Consider the following 19,388-nt stretch of genomic DNA (forward strand, 5'->3'; position numbering starts at 1 on the left):
AGTCGTACGCCGTGACAGCCGTCCTCAGAATCCTGGCCCGCCGTGTCGTCCTGCTCGTCCCGCTGCTGCTCGGGATCGTGCTCTTCGTGTTCCTCGTGATGCGCTTCTCGGACGTCGACCCGGCGTCCGCGTTCTTCCAGGGCGCCAATCCGACCCCCGAGCAGCTCCACCGGTTCAGGGAGGAGAACGGCCTCCTGGACCCGCTGCCCGTGCGCTACGTCGCCTTCGTGGGCGACCTGCTCCAGGGCGACATGGGCATCAGCGTCCTCAACCGTTCCTCCGTCGTCGACCAGATCGCCACCGCGCTGCCGCTCACCATGCAGCTCACCTTCCTGGGCCTCGGCATCGCCGTGGTGCTCTCCCTCACCCTCGGCATCACCGCGGCGATCTACCGCGACCGCCTTCCGGACCAGCTGATCCGCGTCGTCTCCCTGACCGGCGTCGCGGCGCCCGGCTTCTGGCTGGCGCTGCTGATGATCCAGTACCTGGCCGTGGACCTCGGCTGGTTTCCGACCGGCGGCTACATCAACCCCGCCGACTCCTTCACCGGCTGGCTCAAGACGATGACGCTGCCCGCCCTCGCGCTCTCGCTGCCCGTGGCGGCGGGCCTCACCCGCATCATCCGGACCGCCGTGGTCGAGGAGCTCGACAAGGACTACGTCCGCACGGCCGTCGGCAACGGTCTGCCGCCGGTCGTCGTCGTGGGCCGCAACGTCCTGCGCAACGCCCTCATCAACCCGCTCACCGTCCTCGGTCTGCGCGTCGGCTATCTGCTCGGCGGCGCCGTCGTCATCGAGACGATCTTCTCGCTGCCCGGCATGGGGAAGCTGATGATCGACGCCGTGAAGAACGGCGACCCGGCCGTCGTGCAGGGCGTCGTCATCACCACCGCCGTCGGCTTCGTGGTCGTGAACCTCGTCATCGACATCCTCTACCTGCTGGTCAACCCACGCCTGAGGGAGACGAGTTGACCCACACCCCACGCCGCTCGCGCACCGCACTGGCCGAACGCCTGTCCGTCCCCGGCATCCGGCTCCGCTCCCTGCGCAAGCTCCCCGTCCTGTCCCGCGTCGCGGTCGGCGTCGTCGCCCTCGTCGTCCTCGTGGCACTCTTCGCGCCGCTGCTCGCCCCGCACGACCCGCTCGACCAGCAGCCGCAGGTGGGCGGCACCGGCGCCCCCTCCGCCGACCACTGGATGGGCCAGGACAGCCTGGGCCGCGACATCCTCAGCAGGCTGATGTACGGGGCGCGCTGGTCGCTGGCGATCGGGCTCGGCGCCACCCTGCTCGCCCTCGTCGCGGGCGCCGTCATCGGCGCGGTCGCCGCGACCTCCCGCAAGGCCGTCGACGAGACGCTGATGCGCTGCCTGGACGTCGTCATGGCGTTCCCCGGGATCGCGCTCGCCGCCGTGCTCGTCGCGGTCTTCGGCGGCGGCATCACCGTCCTGATCTGCGCCATCGCCTTCCTGTTCACACCGCCCGTGGCACGTGTCGTACGGGCCAACGTCCTGGACCAGTACGGCGAGGACTACGTCGTCGCCGAACACATCGTCGGCGCCCGCACCCCGCACATCCTGATCCGCCACGTCGCCGTCAACTGCGCCGCGCCCATCCTGGTCTTCTGCACGGTGCAGGTCGCCGAGGCCATCGTCTTCGAGGCCTCGCTCTCCTTCATCGGCGCGGGCGTGCGGCCGCCCGACCCGTCCTGGGGCAGCGTCATCGCCGACGGCAAGAACATGGTCCTGATCGGCGGCTGGTGGGCGACGGTCTTCCCAGGACTCCTGATGCTGATCACCGTCCTCGCCCTGAACGTCCTCTCCGAGGGCGTGTCCGACGCCTGGGCGGCGCCTTCGGGGCGTGACGTCACGGGCGCGGCCCGCACCCAGGACCGCCTGGAGGCCCCCGAGCCCGGCAGCGGCCGCGTCCTCGAACTGCCAGGACTGACCCAGGCGGCCCACCGCCTCCGCTCCCGCGCCCGCCCCCTCCCCACGGGCGAGCCGGTCCTGGACGTCACCGGCCTGACCATCTCCTTCCCGCAGCGCCACGGGGGCGTGGACATCGTCGACGGGATCAGCTTCGACGTGCGGCCCGGTGAAGTCCTCGGCCTGGTCGGCGAGTCGGGCTGCGGAAAGTCGCTGACCGCGCTGACCGTGATGGGCCTGGAGCCCAAGGGTGCCCGGGTCGGCGGCCGTGTCACCTTCGCCGGGCAGGAGCTGACCGGCCTGCCGATGCGCGCCCGGCGCAGGCTGCTCGGCCACGACATGGCGATGATCTACCAGGACGCCCTGTCGTCGCTGAACCCCGCGATGACGGTCCGCGCACAGCTCAAACAGGTCGTACGGCGAGGCGGCCGCCGCACGGCCGCCGAACTCCTCGAACAGGTCGGCCTCGACCCCGAACGCACCCTGCGCAGCTATCCGCACGAACTCTCCGGCGGCCAGCGCCAGCGCGTCCTGATCGCCATGGCCCTCTCCCGCGACCCCCGGCTGATCGTCGCCGACGAGCCGACGACCGCACTGGACGTCACCGTGCAGGCGCAGATCATCCAGCTCCTGCTGCGGCTGCGCGAGGAGCTGGGCTTCGCGCTGATCCTCGTCTCGCACGACCTCGCGCTCGTCGCCGACGTCACCGACCGGGTGGTGGTGATGTACGGCGGACAGATCGTCGAGACGGGCGTGACGGCGGACCTGGTGGAGTCCCCCGCGCACCACTACACCCGCGGACTGCTCGGCTCGGTCCTCTCGCTGGAGTCGGCGGCGCAGCGCCTCACGCAGATCAAGGGCGTGGTGCCCTCCCCCGCGGACTTCCCGGCAGGCTGCAGATTCGCGGACCGCTGCCCGCTGGCGAGCGAGGTGTGCCGGACGACGACACCGCGGCTGACGGGTGGCGCACCCCATGCGACCGCATGCCACCACCCGGCGGAACCGACGACCTCCTCGGGGGCGCCCCCGGGGGGCGCTTCAGGGGCGCGGGGAACTGCGCGACAGGCCCCAGCGGAGAGCGAGCCGAAATGACCACCCCGATCATCCAGCTGGACGACGTGCACGTCGTGCACAAGGCCCGCTCGGGAGGCCTCTTCTCCCGGGACCACGTGTACGCCCTGACAGAGGCGACCGTGGCCCTCGCCCCCGGCGAAACGGTAGGCGTGGTCGGCGAATCCGGCTGCGGCAAGTCGACCCTGGCCAAGGTCCTCGTCGGCGCGCAACGCCCCACCGCGGGAACCGTGTCGTTCCGCGGCCGGGACCTGTGGACGATGCCGCCCGCCGAACGGCGGACCTCCATCGGCACCCGCACCGGAATGATCTTCCAGGACCCCTCGACGGCCCTGAACCGCCGCCTCCCGGTGAGCCGGATCCTCCGGGACCCCCTCGACGTACACAAGCGCGGCACTCCCAAGGAACGGGACGAGCGCGTAAGGGAGTTGATGGCGCTGGTCGGCCTGCCCGGGAGCCTCGCCGACGGGCTGCCGGGACAGTTGTCCGGCGGTCAGCGCCAGCGCGTCGCCATCGCCCGCGCCCTCGCGCTCGAACCCGACCTGGTGGTCGCCGACGAGCCGACGAGCGCCCTCGACGTGTCCGTCCGCGCCCAGATCCTCAACCTGCTCCTCGACCTGAAGGAGCGCCTCGGCCTCGCGCTCGTGTTCGTCTCCCACGACATCCAGACCGTACGCAGGATGAGCGACCGCGTCATCACGATGTACCTGGGCCGGATCGTCGAGGAGTCACCGGCCGGGGAGATCCTGGACCGCGCCCGGCACCCGTACACACGCGCCCTGTTCTCCGCCACGCCGGGTCTGCTCGACCCCATCGACCCGATCCCGCTCGTCGGTCCCGTGCCGTCGGCGACCCGCCCGCCGAGCGGCTGCCCGTTCCGCACCCGCTGCTGGAAGGCGGACGAGGTGTGCGCCACCGCCATGCCGGACATTCAGTCGGCGGGCGCGGAACACCGGTTCCGGTGTTTCCACCCCGTCGAGGAGGGACAGTCCACGCACGACCTCGTCACCCGGGCCGCCGCCACGGCCACCGCCACCCCCAGGGAGCACCCATGACCATTCCCACTCCGCTGACCGGTGTCGTCCCGCCCGTCTGCACCCCGCTGACACCGGACCGCGAGGTGGACATCTCCTCCCTCACCAGGCTCGTCGACCATCTGGTCACCGGCGGCGTCGACGCGCTGTTCCTGCTCGGCTCGACCTCCGAGGTCGCGTATCTCACGGACCGGCAGCGCGCGCTCGTCGTCGACACGGTCGTCCGGCACGTGGGCGGGCAACTGCCCGTGCTCGCGGGGGCCATCGACATGACGACGCCCCGCGTGCTCGACCGCGCGCGGGCCGTCGTCGAGGCGGGCGCGGACGCGGTCGTGGTCACCGCGCCCTTCTACACCCGGACCCACCCGGCCGAGATCGCCCGCCACTTCCGGCTGGTCGCGCGGGGCTGCGCGGTGCCCGTCGTCGCATACGACATTCCGATGGCGGTGCACTCGAAGCTGCCCGCGGAGCTGGTTCTGGAGCTGGCCGGGGACGGTGTGCTCGCGGGCCTGAAGGACTCAAGCGGCGACGAGGGCGCCTTCCGGCGCGTCGTCCTCGGCAAGCGGGCGGCGCCGGGACTCGCGGGGTTCGGTGTCCTCACGGGGTCCGAGGTCACGGTCGACTCGGCGCTCGCGATGGGCGCGGACGGCGTCGTGCCGGGCCTCGGGAACGTGGACCCCGAGGGGTACGTGCGCCTTTACCGCGCCTGCCGGGACGGTGACTGGGCGAGGGCGCGGGCCGAACAGGAGCGGCTGTGCGGGCTGTTCGGGATGGTGGCGGTGGGCGATCCGGGGCGGATGGGCGGCAGTTCCGCGGCGCTCGGCGCGTTCAAGGCGGCGCTGCATCTGCGCGGAGTGATCGACTGCCCGGCGACGGCGGAGCCGCAGATCCCGCTGTCGGCGGCGGAGACCGAGCGGGTGGGCAAGCACCTGGCGACGGCCGGGCTGCTGTGAGGCCCGCCTGCGACCGCCCCGCTAGACCACCGAGCCCGGCGCGACCAGGCCCGACTCGTAGGCGATGATGACCAGTTGGGCCCTGTCGCGGGCGGACAGCTTCCCCATGATCCGGCTGACGTGCGTCTTGGCGGTCAGCGGGCTGAGGCCCAGCGTGTCGGCGATCTCCTGGTTGTTCAGGCCGCGCGCGACGAGCCGCAGGACCTGCCGCTCCCGCTCCGAGAGCCCTTCGGGCCCGCCGGTGACGGGCAGCCCGGCGTCCGGCGCCCGCAGCACCCGCGCGATCAGCCGGGCGGTGGGCCCTGGCGAAAGGAGCGAGTCGCCCGCCGCCACCGTGCGGATGGCGTCCAGGAGTTCGGCGGGCCTGGTGTCCTTGACCAGGAATCCGGACGCGCCCGCGCGCAGCGCGTCGACGACGTGCTCGTCCGTGTCGTACGTGGTCAGCATCAGCACCTTCACCCCCGCCAGGTCCTCGTCGGCCGCGAGCAGCCGCGTCGCCTCGATGCCGTCGAGATCGGGCATGCGGATGTCCATGACGACGAGGTCGGCGCGTTCGGAGCGGGCCAGGTCGACCGCCGCGCGCCCCGTGCCCGCCTGCCCCACGACCTCCATGTCGGGCGCCGAGTCGACGAGCATCGCGAACGCGGCACGCACCAGCGTCTGGTCGTCGGCGAGCAGCACACGGATGGGCACCGTCATGACAGACCTCCCAGGGACACGGGCGCGAGCGGCAGCACGGCCGACACCATGAAACCCCCTTCGGGCCGCGGCCCCGCGTCCAGGGTGCCGCCGACCGTACGGGCCCGCTCCCGCATCCCGAGGAGCCCGAACCCCGCCGCGTGGTCCGGCTCCCGGCCCCGGCCGCCGGTGCCGTCGTCCGCGACCCGCACGCACAGCGCCGCGTCCTGCGTGCGCACCGACACCCGCACGGTGCTGCCGGGTCCCGCGTGCCGTACGACGTTGGTGAGCGCCTCCTGCACGATCCGGTAGGCCGCGGCGCCCACGGCGGCCGGTGCCCGGCAGTCCGCCACCGCGAGTTCGACGCGGGCGCCCGCGGTGCGGGCCGCGTCGACGAGGTCGGGCAGGCCGTCGAGGCCGGGCAGCGGCCCGCGCGCCTCGTCGGACCCGTCGTCGGCCCCGGACCTCAACACCTGCAGCGTGGCGCGGAGTTCACCCCGTGCGGAGCGGCAGGTGTCGGCGACGTCGTCGAGCGCCTTGGCCACGGCGGCGCGGTCCAGGCGGTCCGGGGAGGCGGCCAGGACGTGTGCGGCGACGGACGTCTGGACGCCGACGAGCGTGATGCTGTGCGCGAGCAGGTCGTGCAGGTCGCGGGCGACCCGCAGCCGTTCCTCGGCGACCCTGCGGCGGGCCTCCTCCTCGCGCGTGCGCTCCGCGCGCTCGGCCCGCTCCACCACGGAGGCGACGTACTGCCGGTGGATGCGCACGTACACGCCGAGCAGCAGGAAGGCGACGATCCAGCCGGAGATCCGCAGCGACTGCGCGCCCTCGGCCATGCCTTCGTGGAACTTCACGCCCAGCATGATGCCCATGACGCCGACGCCGATGAGGGCCGTGTTGCGGGGCCTGGTGCGGGAGGCCACGGTGAACAGCGCGGCCATCGACACCGCCATGGGCGCGGTGTGGTTGTTGTCCAGGGAGTGGTAGGCCAGCAGGATGACCATCAGGGCGACCATGACGCGGATCGGGGCGCGGCGCCGCCACACGATGGCGACGTGAGCGACGAGCAGCAGCGCCCAACCAAGGACGTCCGGCGCATGGCCGTTGTCCCGCACGACCTGCACGACCACGATGGCGCTGACGGCCATGGCCAGGGCGAACAGGGCGTCCGTGCGCAGCCGTTGGCCGGGCGCGGCCGGGCCGAGGACGCGCTCGATGAGGTTGCGTCGGACGGAGCCGCGCTCCGCGTCCCGGCCGGTCTCGGGAAAGTCCACCGCTCCATCTTCCGGCACACGGGTGCCCCGCCGGGAGAGGAGGGGCACCCTGGGCGTCCTGGACGACCGGATCAAGGCGAGGAGACCCGGACGGGCTCTGCCTCGGCGGCCGTTGGCGCGGCCGGGGCGGCGGCGGGCCGGGAGAGCGGACCCGGCCACCACACCTTCCTGCCGAGCGCCACGCTCGCGCTCGTCACCAGATACGTGCGGACCAGGAACGTGTCGAGCAGCACGCCGACGGCGATGACGAAGCCCAGCTCGACGAGTTGGACGAGCGGCATGTTGGTCAGCACGGCGAACGTGGCGGCGAGGACGAGTCCCGCGGAGGCGATGACGCCGCCGGTGGTGCGCAGCGCGGTGAGCGCGGCCGCTCCCGGTTCGGCGCCGTTCAGGCACTCCTCCCGCATCCGGTGCATCAGGAAGATCCCGTAGTCCACGCCGAGCGCGACGAGGAAGACGAAGGAGAGGAGCCCGAGGCCCGGGTCGGTGCCCTCGAACCCGAAGAGCGGTTCGAAGACGAGCCCCGCGATGCCGAGCGAGGCGCCCCACACCGCGACGACCGCGGCGAGCAGCATCAGCGGCGCGACGACGCTGCGCAGCAGGGCGACGAGGACCAGCAGGACGGCGCCGAGGACGAGCGGCACGACGATGTTCCGGTCGCGGTTGTTGGTGTCCTGGAGGTCCAGTTGCTGTGCGCTCGCGCCGCCCACGTACGAGCCGTCGAGCCCGTCGCGCAGCGCCTCGATGGTCGCGGTCTCGCCCGCGGACTCCGGCGCGGAGGTCGCGGTCACGGAGATCTCGGTCCAGCCTTCGGCGGTACGCCCCCGCTCCGCGCGGCCCACGCCGTCAGTGTCCCGTATCCGCGCCAGCGAGTCATCGGCCCGGTCGTCCGGCGTCATCACCGTGATCGGCTGGGTGCCCTGCTCGGGATAGGCGGTGGCGAGGGTCTCCATGGCCGACACCGACTCGGGCGTCTTGGTGAAGGAGTCCTCCTGCTTGAGCGCGCCCGGCAGGTTCAGCGCGCCGATGGCCAGCGCGCCGAGCAGGACGGCCCCGCTCGCGAGCACGGTGAGCGGCCTGCGTCCCGCGGAGCCGCCCATCGCGGCGAAGAGGCTGCGGCGCTGCTTGGGCGCGCTCCCGAAGGCGGGTACGAGCGGCCAGAACACCCGCCTGCCGAGCAGTACGAGCACGGCGGGCAGCAGCGTCAGCATGGTCACCAGCGCGCACAGCACGCCGACGGTGCCGAGCGGGCCCATGCCCCGGCTGCTGTTGAGGTCGGCGGCGAGCAGGCAGAGCAGTCCGGCGGCGACGGTTCCGGAGGAGGCGAGCACGGCGGGCCCGCAGCCGCGCAGGGCGGCGGCCATGGCGTCGTAGGGCCGCTCGACCCTGCGCAGCTCCTCCCGGTAGCGGGAGACGAGGAGCAGCGCGTAGTCGGTCCCCGCGCCGAACACGAGGATGGTCATGATGCCCGAGCTCTGCCCGGTGACGGAGGTCCCGAAGGCCTGGTTCAGCCCGTACGCGACGCCCATCGCGAGATAGTCCGCGACGCCCGCGACGGCGAGCGGCACGAGCCACAGGAACGGGCTGCGGTAGATCAGGACGAGCAGGAGCGCGACAACGCCCGCGGTGGTGTAGAGCAGCGGCCCGCCGAGCGAGTTGTAGACCTCACTCGCATCGGTGTCGAGGGCCCCCGCCCCGCCGACGTCGACGCTCAGCCCACCCGCACCGTGCGCGATGTCCCGCACATCATCGACCAGCGCGTCCCGCTTGTCCTCGTCCTGCCCCGGCTCGGTGCTGGCCACGGGATACATGAGGGTGGTGCCGTCCTTGGAGGGCACGGCCGCGGGCTTCCCGACGAGCTTGTGGGCGCCCGTTATCTCGCCGACCTGATCCGCCGCTGCCTTCCGGTCGGCGCCGGTCAGCCCCCCGTCCCGGTGATAGACGAGCACGAGCTCGGTGGCCTCGCCGCCGGGCAACTGCTCCTGGATCTTCGCGACTTCGGTCGACCCGGCACTTGCGGGCAGATAGTCGACGGCCCGGTCCTTCTGCACATCGGCAAGCTTCGCCGCGAACGGCGAGGCCACCGCGAGCACGACGATCCACAGCCCCAGAAGCACCCAGGGCACGGCGCGCCGCCGCCGCGCCGGTGCGTCCTTGGTCCGTTCGGCCCCCATGACGGGCCCCCTTCGGCAGAGGTGACAGGTTCACGCCCCACCTTTCCGCCGCCGGGAACCCGATCCGTCGGGCTGGGGGCCGAGTTCAGGGATACGGCTCCGGGAGGCGGGCGGCCGGGATTACTCCCCGCGGAGTACGCGCAGGGCAGCGCTGGTCGCCCACCGGTCCCGCACGGACCACGCCCCCCAGGGGGTCACTCAAGCCGAGTTCGGCTCAGGATGGCGTCCGTGCCGTCGCAAGGAGTCGCGTCACGTCCTCCGAGCAGATCGTCAGCGCGCACCCGGCCGTGCTGAGCACATCGCGCTCGGCGGGGGTGTACGGGCCGTCCGCGAGCGCGATGCGGGCGCCCTGGAGGAGCAGGGCGTCGCGGCCCGCGGGGGCGAGGTGCGGGGCCAGGGGGCCGAGCGCCTCGTGGAGTTCGATGGCGAGGCCGGGGCCACAGTCGGGCTCGGTGGCGCGTCCGGCGTCGGTGGCGAGCGCGTCGACGAGGGCGACGAGCTGCTCCTCGGTGCAGTCGTCGTAGCCCGCGCCGTGCAGCGCGCAGACGGCCGTTTCGAGGACCGTGCGCGAGCCCGTGCCGCCCGTGGAGAGGACCGCGAGGACGATCGTGTGCACGGCGTCGCGGAGCATCGCGGAGAGCCGGGTGGTGGTGGGGTGGTCCAGGACGTCGGGGTCGAACAGGTCCTGGCAGGCGGCGCACTGGATGACGGGGCCGCGGGTGCCGCGCGGCACGACGGGCAGGCCGAGCAGGACGAAGCGGCGCCGGCCCGTGAGGCGCTGGTAGTTGCGGTCGCCGCCGCAGGCCGGGCAGAAGAATTCGCCGTCGCCGACGGCGTCCCAGGCCGTGTTCATGCCGACCATGCGCCTGCACAGCGCCCGCCCGCGCGAGACCGACTTGACGGGGATGCGGGCATTCCGACCGTTTCGTTCCCGATCTGGCAGCATCACGCACCTCCGTAACTCCCCGGCTGCATTGCCGCGTTGGCGTGATGTTAGCCACATCGATGATGTGGCGTCAGCACCTCGCACAGGAGAGCGAGCCTGACATGGCCGGGAGATGACGCGGCCCCGCCCGCCGGAAGGGCGGACGGGGCCGGGCAGAAACGGTCGGTGGACTAGCGCGCCGCGCGGTTGACGGCGGAGACGACGGCCTTGAGCGAGGCGCGCGTCGTGTTGGCGTCGATGCCGATGCCCCAGAGGACCTTGTCGCCGATCGCGCACTCGATGTACGAGGCGGCCTGCGCGGACGCGCCCTCGCTCATCGTGTGCTCCTGGTAGTCCAGGAGGCGTACGTCGATGCCGATGCCCTGCAGCGCGTCGAAGAACGCGGAGATCGGACCGTTGCCGGAGCCGGTCAGCACGGTGTCCTCGCCGTCCAGCGTGGCCTCGACGGCCAGCCGGTCGACGCCGTCGGTGTCGGTCGTCGTCTGGCCGTTCTTGACCTGAATCCGACCCCACTGCGCCTCGGCGTTCCCGGGGTTCGGCAGGTACTCGTCCTGGAAGACGCTCCAGATCGCACCGGGCGTGACCTCGCCGCCCTCGGCGTCCGTCTTCGTCTGGATGATCTTGGAGAACTCGATCTGCATGCGGCGCGGCAGGTCCAGCTTGTGGTCGTTCTTGAGGACGTACGCGATGCCGCCCTTGCCGGACTGCGAGTTGACGCGGATGACGGCCTCGTAGGACCGGCCGACGTCCTTGGGGTCGATGGGCAGGTACGGCACGGCCCACTCGATGTCGTCGATGGTCTTGCCGTCGGCCGCGGCCCGGCTCTCCATCGCGTCGAAGCCCTTCTTGATGGCGTCCTGGTGGGAGCCGGAGAAGGCGGTGTAGACCAGGTCGCCCGCGTACGGGTGCCGGGGGTGGACCTCCATCTGCGTGCAGTACTCGTACACGCGGCGGACCTCGTCGATGTCCGACAGGTCGATCTGCGGGTCGACGCCCTGCGAGAAGAGGTTCATGCCCAGCGTCACCAGGTCGACGTTGCCGGTGCGCTCGCCCTGGCCGAACAGGCAGCCCTCGACGCGGTCGCCACCGGCCATGACGGCCAGCTCGGCGGCGGCGACCGCGGTGCCGCGGTCGTTGTGCGGGTGGATGGAGAGGCAGACGTGCTCGCGCCGGGACAGGTTGCGGGACATCCACTCGAAGCGGTCCGCGTGGGTCGAGGGCGTGGAGCGCTCGACCGTGGCGGGCAGGTTGAGGATGATCTCGCGGTCGGCGTCGGGCTGCCAGACGTCCATGACGCCCTCGCAGACCTCCAGGGCGAAGTCCAGCTCGGTGTCGGTGAAGATCTCGGGGCTGTACTGGTAGCCGAAGGTCGTGCGGTCGTCGAGCAGCTTGTCCGCGTACTCCATGACCAGGCGCGTGCCGTCGACGGCGATCTGCTTCACGGCGTCGCGCGAGCCGCGGAAGACGACATCGCGCCACACGGGCGCAGTCGCGTTGTAGAGGTGGACCGTCGCGCGCCGGGCGCCCTTCAGGGACTCCACCGTGCGCTCGATGAGCTCTTCGCGGGCCTGGGTCAGGACGGAGATGGTCACGTCCTCGGGGATCGCGTTCTCGTCCTCGATGATCGACCGTACGAAATCGAAGTCCGTCTGGCCCGACGAGGGGAAGCCGACCTCGATCTCCTTGTAGCCCATGCGGACCAGCAGGTCGAACATGGCGCGCTTGCGGGCCGGGGACATCGGGTCGATCAGCGCCTGGTTGCCGTCGCGCAGATCCGTGGAGAGCCAGCGGGGAGCGACCGTGATCCGCTGGTCCGGCCAGGTGCGGTCGGGGATGTCGACCTGCTCGTACTGCCCGTACTTGTGGATCGGCATGGATGTGGGGCGCTGGAAGTTCGGCATGTGCGGGGCTCCTCGGAAGTGTCCTGAAGGACGGCCGACGGTCTTAGCGCAACGCCGAACTCCGCGGGGAGGGGGTCGGCCTCGTCTACAGGCCCTCGCCGCGGCAGCTAAGGAGAAGCAACCCGAATCGCATGATGTGCCGCAGCCTAGCCGAGCCGCCCTCTGTGCGCGGGCCCGTATCAGTATGCGGGACCGTGGCCGGATAAACCCCTAGTGGTGATCAATCCCTCTATTTCAGCAATCATGGTTGCAGGTAGTGACAGCGGCATGACCCAGTGCCACATTGCCGCCATGACCGTCAACCCACGAGGCTTCGAGCCCGTCTTCTGCACCATCGTCCCGCCCCACGTCCTGGACACGCTCGCCCAGAACCAGGACCCCGCGCTCGCCTCGCCCGCCCGCCGCACGCTGGAGCGGGACGCCATCGAGCGCACCCACCGCCGCCTGACGACCGTGATCGGCGCGCCCAGCGTCTCCCCGCCCAAGGAAGCCGCGGCGGGCAAGCCGCACCGCACCATCTACGACGCCAAGCACCGTACCGAGCTCCCGGGCCGCAAGGTGCGCGGCGAGGGCGACAAGCCCGGCAAGGACGCCACCGTCAACCGTGCGTACGCAGGCCTCGGCGCGACCTTCGAGCTCTACCAGAAGGCGTACGAACGCAACTCCATCGACGGCAGCGGCCTCCCGCTGAACGCGACGGTCCACTACGGCGAGGAGTACGGAAACGCCTTCTGGAACGGCGAACAGATGGTGTTCGGCGACGGCGACAACGAGATCTTCCTGGACTTCACCATTCCCGTGGACGTCATCGGCCACGAGCTCACCCACGGCGTCGTGCAGTACACGGCGAACCTCACGTACTTCGGCCAGCCGGGCGCCCTGAACGAGTCGATGGCGGACGTCTTCGGATCGATGATCAAGCAGTACACGCTCGGCCAGACCGCCCAGGAGGCCGACTGGCTGATCGGCGCCGGGCTGCTCGCCCCGCGCGTCACCGGCAAGGCGCTGCGCTCCATGAAGGAGCCCGGCACGGCGTACGACGACGACGTGCTCGGCAAGGACCCGCAGCCCGCCGACATGGACCACTACGTCAAAACGGGCCGCGACAACGGCGGCGTGCACATCAACTCCGGCATCCCCAACCGCGCGTTCTACCTGACGGCCGACGCCCTCGGCGGCCACTCGTGGGAGCGTGCGGGACAGATCTGGTACGCCGTGCTGACCGGTGGCGAGCTGGCGCAGGACGCGTCCTTCACCGACTTCGCGAAGCTGACGGTCGCCGCCGCGCGCGCCAAGTACGGCGACGGGGACGAGCTCAAGGCCGTCATCGACGCCTGGTCCACGGTCAAGGTCCCGGCGACCGACTGACGGATCCGGTGACCGGCCGATGACGTGCTACCGGCCGCCCGCCCGGTGGAGTAGACAGGACCCATGCGCATCCAGGTGAAGCGGACCGGAGGATTCGCGGGCATCGACCGGCATGCCGAGGTGGACACCTCGCAGCTGGCCGATGCCCCGGAGTGGCACGCCTTGGCCGAACAGGCCGTGGCGGAGGGACGGAGCGCCCCGCCGATAGGGGTGCCGGACGGCTTCAACTACCAGCTGACGGTGGACGAGCAGACGGTGTACTGCTCGGACCCGCGGCTGACGGAGCCGCAGCGGAAACTGATCTCGCGGGTGCTGAAGGAGGGCGCGTAGGGAGCCTGAGGATCGGCGAACCTGAGGATTGTTCATGTTTTCCGCGCACGCCCATTGACTTCCGTACTCGACGGTACGGAAGATCCCGCCCATGGCAGCGAGTGCGGCGACACCGGCAATCCCCCCGTTCCCCAGGCTCCCCGAGTTCCCCCGCGACTTCCTGTGGGGCGTCTCCACATCGGCCCACCAGATCGAGGGCGCCGCCGACGAGCGCGGCGCCTCGGTCTGGGACGCGTTCACGGCCGTGCCGGGGAACGTGAAGGACGGCTCGACGGCCGCGGTCGCCTGCGACCACTACCACCGCTACCGCGAGGACGTGGCGCTCGTCCGCGACCTCGGCGTGGACGCGTACCGCTTCTCGGTCTCCTGGCCGCGCGTGCTGCCCACCGGGGCGGGCCAGGCGGACCCGGCGGGCCTGGACTTCTACGACCGCCTCGTCGACGAGCTGTGCGCGGCGGGCATCCGGCCCGTCCCCACCCTCTTCCACTGGGACACCCCGCTCGCCGTGCAGGAGAAGGGCGGCTGGCTGAACCGGGACACCGCCGAGCGGTTCGCCGATTACGCGGCCGTCGTCGCGGCCCGCATCGGCGACCGCGTCACCAAGTGGATCACCCTCAACGAACCGGCGGAACACACCCTGCTGGGCCACGCGCTCGGCCAGCACGCCCCCGGTGAACGGCTCCTCTTCGGCGCGCTGCCCGTCGCCCACCACCAGCTCCTCGCGCACGGCCTCGCCGTACGGGCGCTGCGCGCGGCCGGTGCCAGGGACATCGGCATCGCCAACTCGCACGGCCCGACCTGGCCCGCCTCCGACGCCGTGGACGACACGGGCGCCGCGGACTTCTACGACCTGCTCCTCAACCGCCTCTTCGCGGACCCGCTGCTCCTCGGCCGCTACCCGGAGGGCATCGGCGAGCTGATGCCTTCGGAGGACCTCGCGGCGGACCTGGAGGTGATCTCCGAGCCGCTCGACTGGTACGGGATCAACTTCTACCAGCCGACGAAGGTGGGGGCACCGCTCCCCGAGGGCACGGCCACCGAGTTCGCGGGCGTCACGATCCCGCCCGAACTCCCCTTCTCCCCGCGGCAGATCGAGGGCTATCCGGTCACGGACTTCGGCTGGCCGGTCGTCCCCGAAGCCCTCCCCGAACTGCTCACCGCCTTCCGCGACCGCTACGGCGACCGGCTCCCGCCCCTCGTCATCACCGAGAACGGCTGCTCGTACGAGGGACTCGACGACCAGGACCGCATCTCCTACCTCGACGGCCATCTGCGGGCGCTGCACCGGGCGATGGCGGCGGGCGTGGACGTGCGCGGCTACTTCGTCTGGTCGCTGATCGACAACTTCGAGTGGGCGGAGGGGTACCGGCAGCGTTTCGGCCTCGTCCACGTCGACCACACCACGCAGGTGCGCACCCCGAAGGCGTCGTACCACTGGCTGCGCGAGGCCCTGTCGGCGCGGCGCCCATGACCGCCACCGCGCTGCGGGAGCCGACCGAGCGGGTCGGCCGCGGCTGGACGGCGGCGCTCTCGCTCGCCAACGGGGCGATCTGGGTGGGCTGGTACGGCCCGCTGCAGATCCTGCTCGCCGTCCAGGCGGAGGACCTCGCGCCCGCGGGCACCTCCAAGGAGACCGTGCTCGCCTGGGTGACGGGCATCGGCGCGGTCGTCTCCCTCGCCGCGAACCCCGTCTTCGGCGCGCTCTCGGACCGCACCACGTCCCGCTGGGGGCGGCGCACGCCGTGGATCGTGGCGGGGGCGGCGGGCGGCGCGGCCTCACTCCTGCTGCTCTCCGCGGCGGGCTCGGTGTGGTGGCTGGCGACGGGCTGGTGCCTGGTCCAGCTCACCCTGAACGCCGCGTTCGCCGCGGTGACGGCCGCCGTGCCGGACCGCGTGCCGCGGCTGCAGCGGGGCTCGGTGGGCGGCTGGCTCGGCGCGGCGCAACTGCTCGGCGTGGTCGTCGGCACGGGGCTCGCGACGGCGGTGGGCGGGACGGTCGCGGGCTACGCGGCCTGCGCGGTCTTCACCCTGACCGGCGTCCTGCCCTACGTCGTACGCCACCGGGACCTGCGCCTGGCCGGGTCCGACCGGCCGCCGTGGTCCCTGCGGGACTTCCTCGCGGGGTTCCGGCTGAGCCCGCGCCGCCACCCGGACCTGGCCTGGGCCTGGCTGACCCGCTTCCTCATCAACGTCAGCAACTCGCTGGTGCTGCTCTACCTTCTCTACTTCCTCCGCGACCGCCTGGACCGCCCGGACCCGGAGGAGGGCGTGCTGATCCTGACGGCCGTGAACGGCGCGACGATGCTCGCCACGGTCGTGGTGGGCGGCGCCTGGTCGGACCGGGTGGGCCGCCGCAAGCCCTTCGTGATCTGGTCGGGGGCGGTGATGGCGGCGGCGACGGGCCTGCTCGCCCTCTGGCAGACCTGGCCGGGCGCGATCGTCGCGGCGACGCTGCTCGGCATCGGCTTCGGCGTCTTCACGTCGGTGGACTTCGCCCTGATGACGGACGTCCTGCCCACCGCCACGGACCGCGGCAAGGACCTCGGCATCATCAACATCGCCAACTCCCTCCCCCAGGTCGCGGCCCCCGCCCTGGCGGCCCCGATCGTGACCCACCTGGGCGGCTACCGCGCCCTGTACCTGACGGCAGCGGTGATCGGCGCGACGGGGTCGGTACTGGTGACGCGGATCAGGGGGGTGAAGTAGCGGGGCGGCGGCGCCTCAGAACCCGAGCTTGCGCAGCTGGCGCGGGTCCCTCTGCCAGTCCTTGGCGACCTTCACATGCAGGTCCAGGAAGACCGGCGTGCCCAGCAGCGCCTCGATCTGCTTGCGGGACTTGATGCCGACGTCCTTGAGGCGCTTGCCCTTCGGGCCGATGATGATGCCCTTCTGGCTGGGCCGCTCGATGTAGACGAACGCGTGGATGTCGAGCAGCGGCTTGTCCGCGGGCCGGTCCTCGCGGGGCAGCATCTCCTCCACCACGACCGCGATGGAGTGCGGCAGCTCGTCCCGCACACCCTCGAGCGCCGCCTCGCGGATCAGCTCGGCGACCATGACCTGCTCGGGCTCGTCCGTGAGGTCGCCCTCGGGGTAGAGCGCGGGACCCTCGGGCAGCAGCGGCACGATGAGGTCCGCGAGCAGCCCGACCTGCTGGTCGCCGACGGCCGACACCGGCACGATCTCGGCCCACTCGAAGCCGAGCTCCTTGCCGAGCTGGTCGATGGCGATGAGCTGCTCGGCGAGCGTCTTGCTGTCGACCAGGTCGGTCTTGGTGATGATCGCGATCTTCGGCGTCTTCTTGATGGAGGCGAGCTCCTTGGCGATGAACCGGTCGCCGGGGCCGAGCTTCTCGTTCGCGGGCAGGCAGAAGCCGATCACGTCGACCTCGGCCCACGTCGTGCGCACGACGTCGTTGAGCCGCTCGCCGAGCAGCGTGCGCGGCTTGTGGAGGCCGGGGGTGTCCACCAGGATCATCTGGGCGTCCGGGCGGTGCACGATGCCGCGCACGGTGTGCCGCGTGGTCTGCGGCTGGTTCGCGGTGATCGCGACCTTCTTGCCGACCAGAGCGTTCGTGAGGGTGGACTTGCCCGCGTTGGGGCGGCCGACGAAGCAGGCGAAGCCGGCGCGGTGGGCGGCCTCGGACGGCTCGGCTGATGACGGGGTACGAACGCTCATGGCGCCCATTGTCCCTGATCCCCGGAGCCCCGCCGCACCGACCGGCCCACGGACCCGCGGCACACGCCCGGAAGCCGGGACCGATGAGCACACGGAAACCCCTCCGCAACACGAAACACGGCGGAAACCCGTGGGTGCCCGATACGAAACGCGCACCCGTGACGCTCTCCCCCCATGACGACCTCCGCCGCCCCCCACCTCGACACAGGCGACACCGCCTGGCTGCTCGCGGCCACCGCGCTCGTCCTCCTGATGACGCCGGGCCTCGCCCTCTTCTACGGCGGCATGGTCCGCACGAAGAGCGTCCTGAACATGCTGCTCATGTCGTTCGTCTCGATCGCCCTGGTCACCGTGGTCTGGCTGCTCGCCGGATACTCGCTGGCCTTCGGCGACGACACCTTCGCGGGCCTGATCGGCGGCCTCGACCACCTCGGCATGGCGGGCATCGGCCCGGACTCGCTCACCGGCACGGTCCCCACCCTCCTCTTCACCACCTTCCAGCTCACCTTCGCCGTCATCACGGCGGCGCTGATCAGCGGGGCGATCGCGGACCGCACCCGGTTCGCGGCCTGGCTGGTCTTCGTGCCGGTCTGGACCCTCGTCGTATACGTTCCCGTGGCGCACTGGGTGTGGGGCCCCGACGGCTGGATCGCGAGCTCCCTCGGCGCCCTCGACTTCGCGGGCGGCCTGGTCGTGGAGATCGCGTCGGGCGCATCGGGCCTGGCCCTGTGCCTGGTCCTCGGACCGCGCATCGGCTTCAGGAAGGAAGCGATGCGCCCGCACAACCTCCCCATGGTCCTGATGGGCGCGGGCCTGCTCTGGTTCGGCTGGCTCGGCTTCAACGGCGGCTCCGCGCTCGGCGCGAACGGCCTCGCCGCGGCGTCCCTCCTCAACACCCTGGTCGCGGGCTGCACGGGCCTGCTCGGCTGGCTCTTCGTGGAGCAGAAGCGGGACGGGCACCCCACCACGTTCGGCGCGGCTTCGGGCGCGGTGGCGGGGCTCGTCGCGATCACCCCGTCGTGCGGGGTCGTCGACATCCTGGGCGCGGCGGTGATCGGTCTCGCCGCGGGCGTCGTCTGCTCGTACGCGGTCGCGTGGAAGTTCCGCCTCGGCTACGACGACTCACTCGACGTCGTCGGCGTGCACCTGGTGGGCGGGGTCGTCGGCACGCTGCTGATCGGCCTGTTCGCGACGGCCACGATGACGGAAGGACCGGAGGGGCTCCTCCACGGCGGCGGCGCGGGGCAGTTGGGCAGGCAGGCGGTGGCGGTCGTGGTGGTGGCGGCGTACACCTTCGTGGTCACGTACGCCCTCGGAAAGGGCATCGACAGGCTGCTGGGCTTCCGGGCACCGGCCGAGGACGAGCTGACGGGCCTGGACCAGACACAGCACGCCGAGAGCGCCTACGATCACGGCGTCCTGGCGAGCCCCGTGGGCTCCGCATCGGTCAAGAAGGGGAGCCCCGCCGCATGAAGCTGATCACCGCGATCATCAAGCCGTTCCGCCTGGACGAGGTGAAGTCGGCGCTCCAGGAACTCGGCGTGCAGGGCCTGACGGTCACCGAGGCCAGCGGTTACGGCCGCCAGCGCGGCCACACCGAGGTGTACCGGGGCGCGGAGTACCAGGTCGACCTGGTCCCCAAGGTCCGCATCGAGGTCGTGGTCGCCGACCTGGACGCGGACCCGGCCATCGACGCGATCGTCCGCGCGGCGCACACGGGGAAGATCGGCGACGGCAAGGTGTGGTCGGTCCCCGTCGACACGGTGGTGCGGGTACGGACGGGCGAACGGGGCCCCGACGCGGTGTGACCTCCGGTCGGGCGAACGTTCCACGGGGCTCGGCACCCCGGGGCTCCGCCCCGGACCCCGCTCCTCAAACGCCGGAGCGGCTGAATCCACGCGGCTCCGCAGCAGCCATCAGCCCACCTCGCCCCGGACCCGGACCTCCCCGTCGGCCCCGCTCGGCACCCCGCTCCTCAAACGCCGGAGCGGCTGAATCCACGCGGCTCCGCAGCAGCCATCAGCCCACCTCGCCCCGGACCCGGACCTCCCCGTCGGCCCCCG

General features: G+C 71.8%; 16 protein-coding genes. 10 read left to right on the top strand and 6 right to left on the bottom strand.

Annotation, left to right across the window (positions count from 1 at the left end):
• Positions 1–11: 11 nt before the first annotated feature.
• From AC068B_RS03185 to AC068B_RS03200, 4 genes are read left to right on the top strand one after another with little or no spacing between them, the layout of a single operon-like run.
• Positions 12–971 (top strand): ABC transporter permease, encoded by a 960-nt coding sequence (locus tag AC068B_RS03185; protein ID WP_478668639.1) that lies wholly within the window; start codon positions 12–14, stop codon positions 969–971.
• Complete coding sequence (locus AC068B_RS03190; RefSeq protein ID WP_478668641.1) at positions 968–3,013, top strand: dipeptide/oligopeptide/nickel ABC transporter permease/ATP-binding protein; 2,046 nt, start codon at positions 968–970, stop codon at positions 3,011–3,013. The genes AC068B_RS03185 and AC068B_RS03190 overlap by 4 nt, the downstream gene beginning before the upstream one ends.
• Positions 3,010–4,047 carry an oligopeptide/dipeptide ABC transporter ATP-binding protein gene (locus AC068B_RS03195; RefSeq protein ID WP_478668642.1) on the top strand — a complete coding sequence of 346 codons (1,038 nt, stop codon included), beginning with the start codon at positions 3,010–3,012 and terminating at the stop codon, positions 4,045–4,047. Before AC068B_RS03190 ends, AC068B_RS03195 begins: the two co-directional genes overlap by 4 nt.
• A complete protein-coding gene (locus AC068B_RS03200; protein ID WP_478668644.1) occupies positions 4,044–4,979 on the top strand; it encodes a dihydrodipicolinate synthase family protein in 936 nt (311 codons plus the stop codon). The genes AC068B_RS03195 and AC068B_RS03200 overlap by 4 nt, the downstream gene beginning before the upstream one ends.
• 21 nt (positions 4,980–5,000) lie before the next feature.
• Here AC068B_RS03200 and AC068B_RS03205 read toward each other — a convergent pair whose 3' ends face one another.
• From AC068B_RS03205 to leuA, 5 genes are all read right to left on the bottom strand, one after another.
• On the bottom strand, positions 5,001–5,678 hold the full coding sequence (locus AC068B_RS03205) for a response regulator (protein ID WP_478668645.1): 678 nt from the start codon (positions 5,676–5,678) through the stop codon (positions 5,001–5,003).
• Entirely contained in the window at positions 5,675–6,931 is a 1,257-nt protein-coding gene (locus tag AC068B_RS03210) for a sensor histidine kinase (RefSeq protein WP_478668646.1), read from the bottom strand. The genes AC068B_RS03205 and AC068B_RS03210 overlap by 4 nt, the downstream gene beginning before the upstream one ends.
• Before the next feature lie 71 nt (positions 6,932–7,002).
• On the bottom strand, positions 7,003–9,105 hold the full coding sequence (locus AC068B_RS03215) for an MMPL family transporter (protein ID WP_478668648.1): 2,103 nt from the start codon (positions 9,103–9,105) through the stop codon (positions 7,003–7,005).
• A 214-nt stretch (positions 9,106–9,319) separates the two neighbouring features.
• Positions 9,320–10,051: a TerB family tellurite resistance protein gene (locus AC068B_RS03220; RefSeq protein ID WP_478668649.1), complete on the bottom strand. Its 732-nt coding sequence runs from the start codon at positions 10,049–10,051 to the stop codon at positions 9,320–9,322.
• A 170-nt stretch (positions 10,052–10,221) separates the two neighbouring features.
• Entirely contained in the window at positions 10,222–11,952 is a 1,731-nt protein-coding gene (gene leuA, locus AC068B_RS03225) for a 2-isopropylmalate synthase (protein ID WP_478668650.1), read from the bottom strand.
• 291 nt (positions 11,953–12,243) lie between these two features.
• Here leuA and AC068B_RS03230 point away from each other — a divergent pair, with 291 nt between their 5' ends.
• From AC068B_RS03230 to AC068B_RS03245, 4 genes are all read left to right on the top strand, one after another.
• Positions 12,244–13,320 carry a M4 family metallopeptidase gene (locus AC068B_RS03230; RefSeq protein WP_478668651.1) on the top strand — a complete coding sequence of 359 codons (1,077 nt, stop codon included), beginning with the start codon at positions 12,244–12,246 and terminating at the stop codon, positions 13,318–13,320.
• A 63-nt stretch (positions 13,321–13,383) separates the two neighbouring features.
• Positions 13,384–13,650 (top strand): protealysin inhibitor emfourin, encoded by a 267-nt coding sequence (locus tag AC068B_RS03235; RefSeq protein ID WP_356262323.1) that lies wholly within the window; start codon positions 13,384–13,386, stop codon positions 13,648–13,650.
• A gap of 91 nt (positions 13,651–13,741) precedes the next feature.
• Positions 13,742–15,121 (top strand): GH1 family beta-glucosidase, encoded by a 1,380-nt coding sequence (locus tag AC068B_RS03240; protein ID WP_478668653.1) that lies wholly within the window; start codon positions 13,742–13,744, stop codon positions 15,119–15,121.
• Positions 15,118–16,356, top strand: a complete 1,239-nt coding sequence (locus tag AC068B_RS03245) for an MFS transporter (RefSeq protein ID WP_478668654.1) — start codon at positions 15,118–15,120, stop codon at positions 16,354–16,356. Before AC068B_RS03240 ends, AC068B_RS03245 begins: the two co-directional genes overlap by 4 nt.
• Positions 16,357–16,371: 15 nt before the next feature.
• Here AC068B_RS03245 and era read toward each other — a convergent pair whose 3' ends face one another.
• Positions 16,372–17,334 carry a GTPase Era gene (era, locus tag AC068B_RS03250; RefSeq protein WP_478668656.1) on the bottom strand — a complete coding sequence of 321 codons (963 nt, stop codon included), beginning with the start codon at positions 17,332–17,334 and terminating at the stop codon, positions 16,372–16,374.
• A gap of 165 nt (positions 17,335–17,499) precedes the next feature.
• Between era and AC068B_RS03255 the strand changes: the two genes are divergently transcribed.
• Complete coding sequence (locus tag AC068B_RS03255; protein WP_478668657.1) at positions 17,500–18,798, top strand: ammonium transporter; 1,299 nt, start codon at positions 17,500–17,502, stop codon at positions 18,796–18,798.
• Positions 18,795–19,133 (top strand): P-II family nitrogen regulator, encoded by a 339-nt coding sequence (locus AC068B_RS03260; RefSeq protein ID WP_478668658.1) that lies wholly within the window; start codon positions 18,795–18,797, stop codon positions 19,131–19,133. Before AC068B_RS03255 ends, AC068B_RS03260 begins: the two co-directional genes overlap by 4 nt.
• Positions 19,134–19,388 lie beyond the last annotated feature (255 nt).

It is taken from the genome of Streptomyces sp. NPDC042371 (assembly GCF_056437465.1).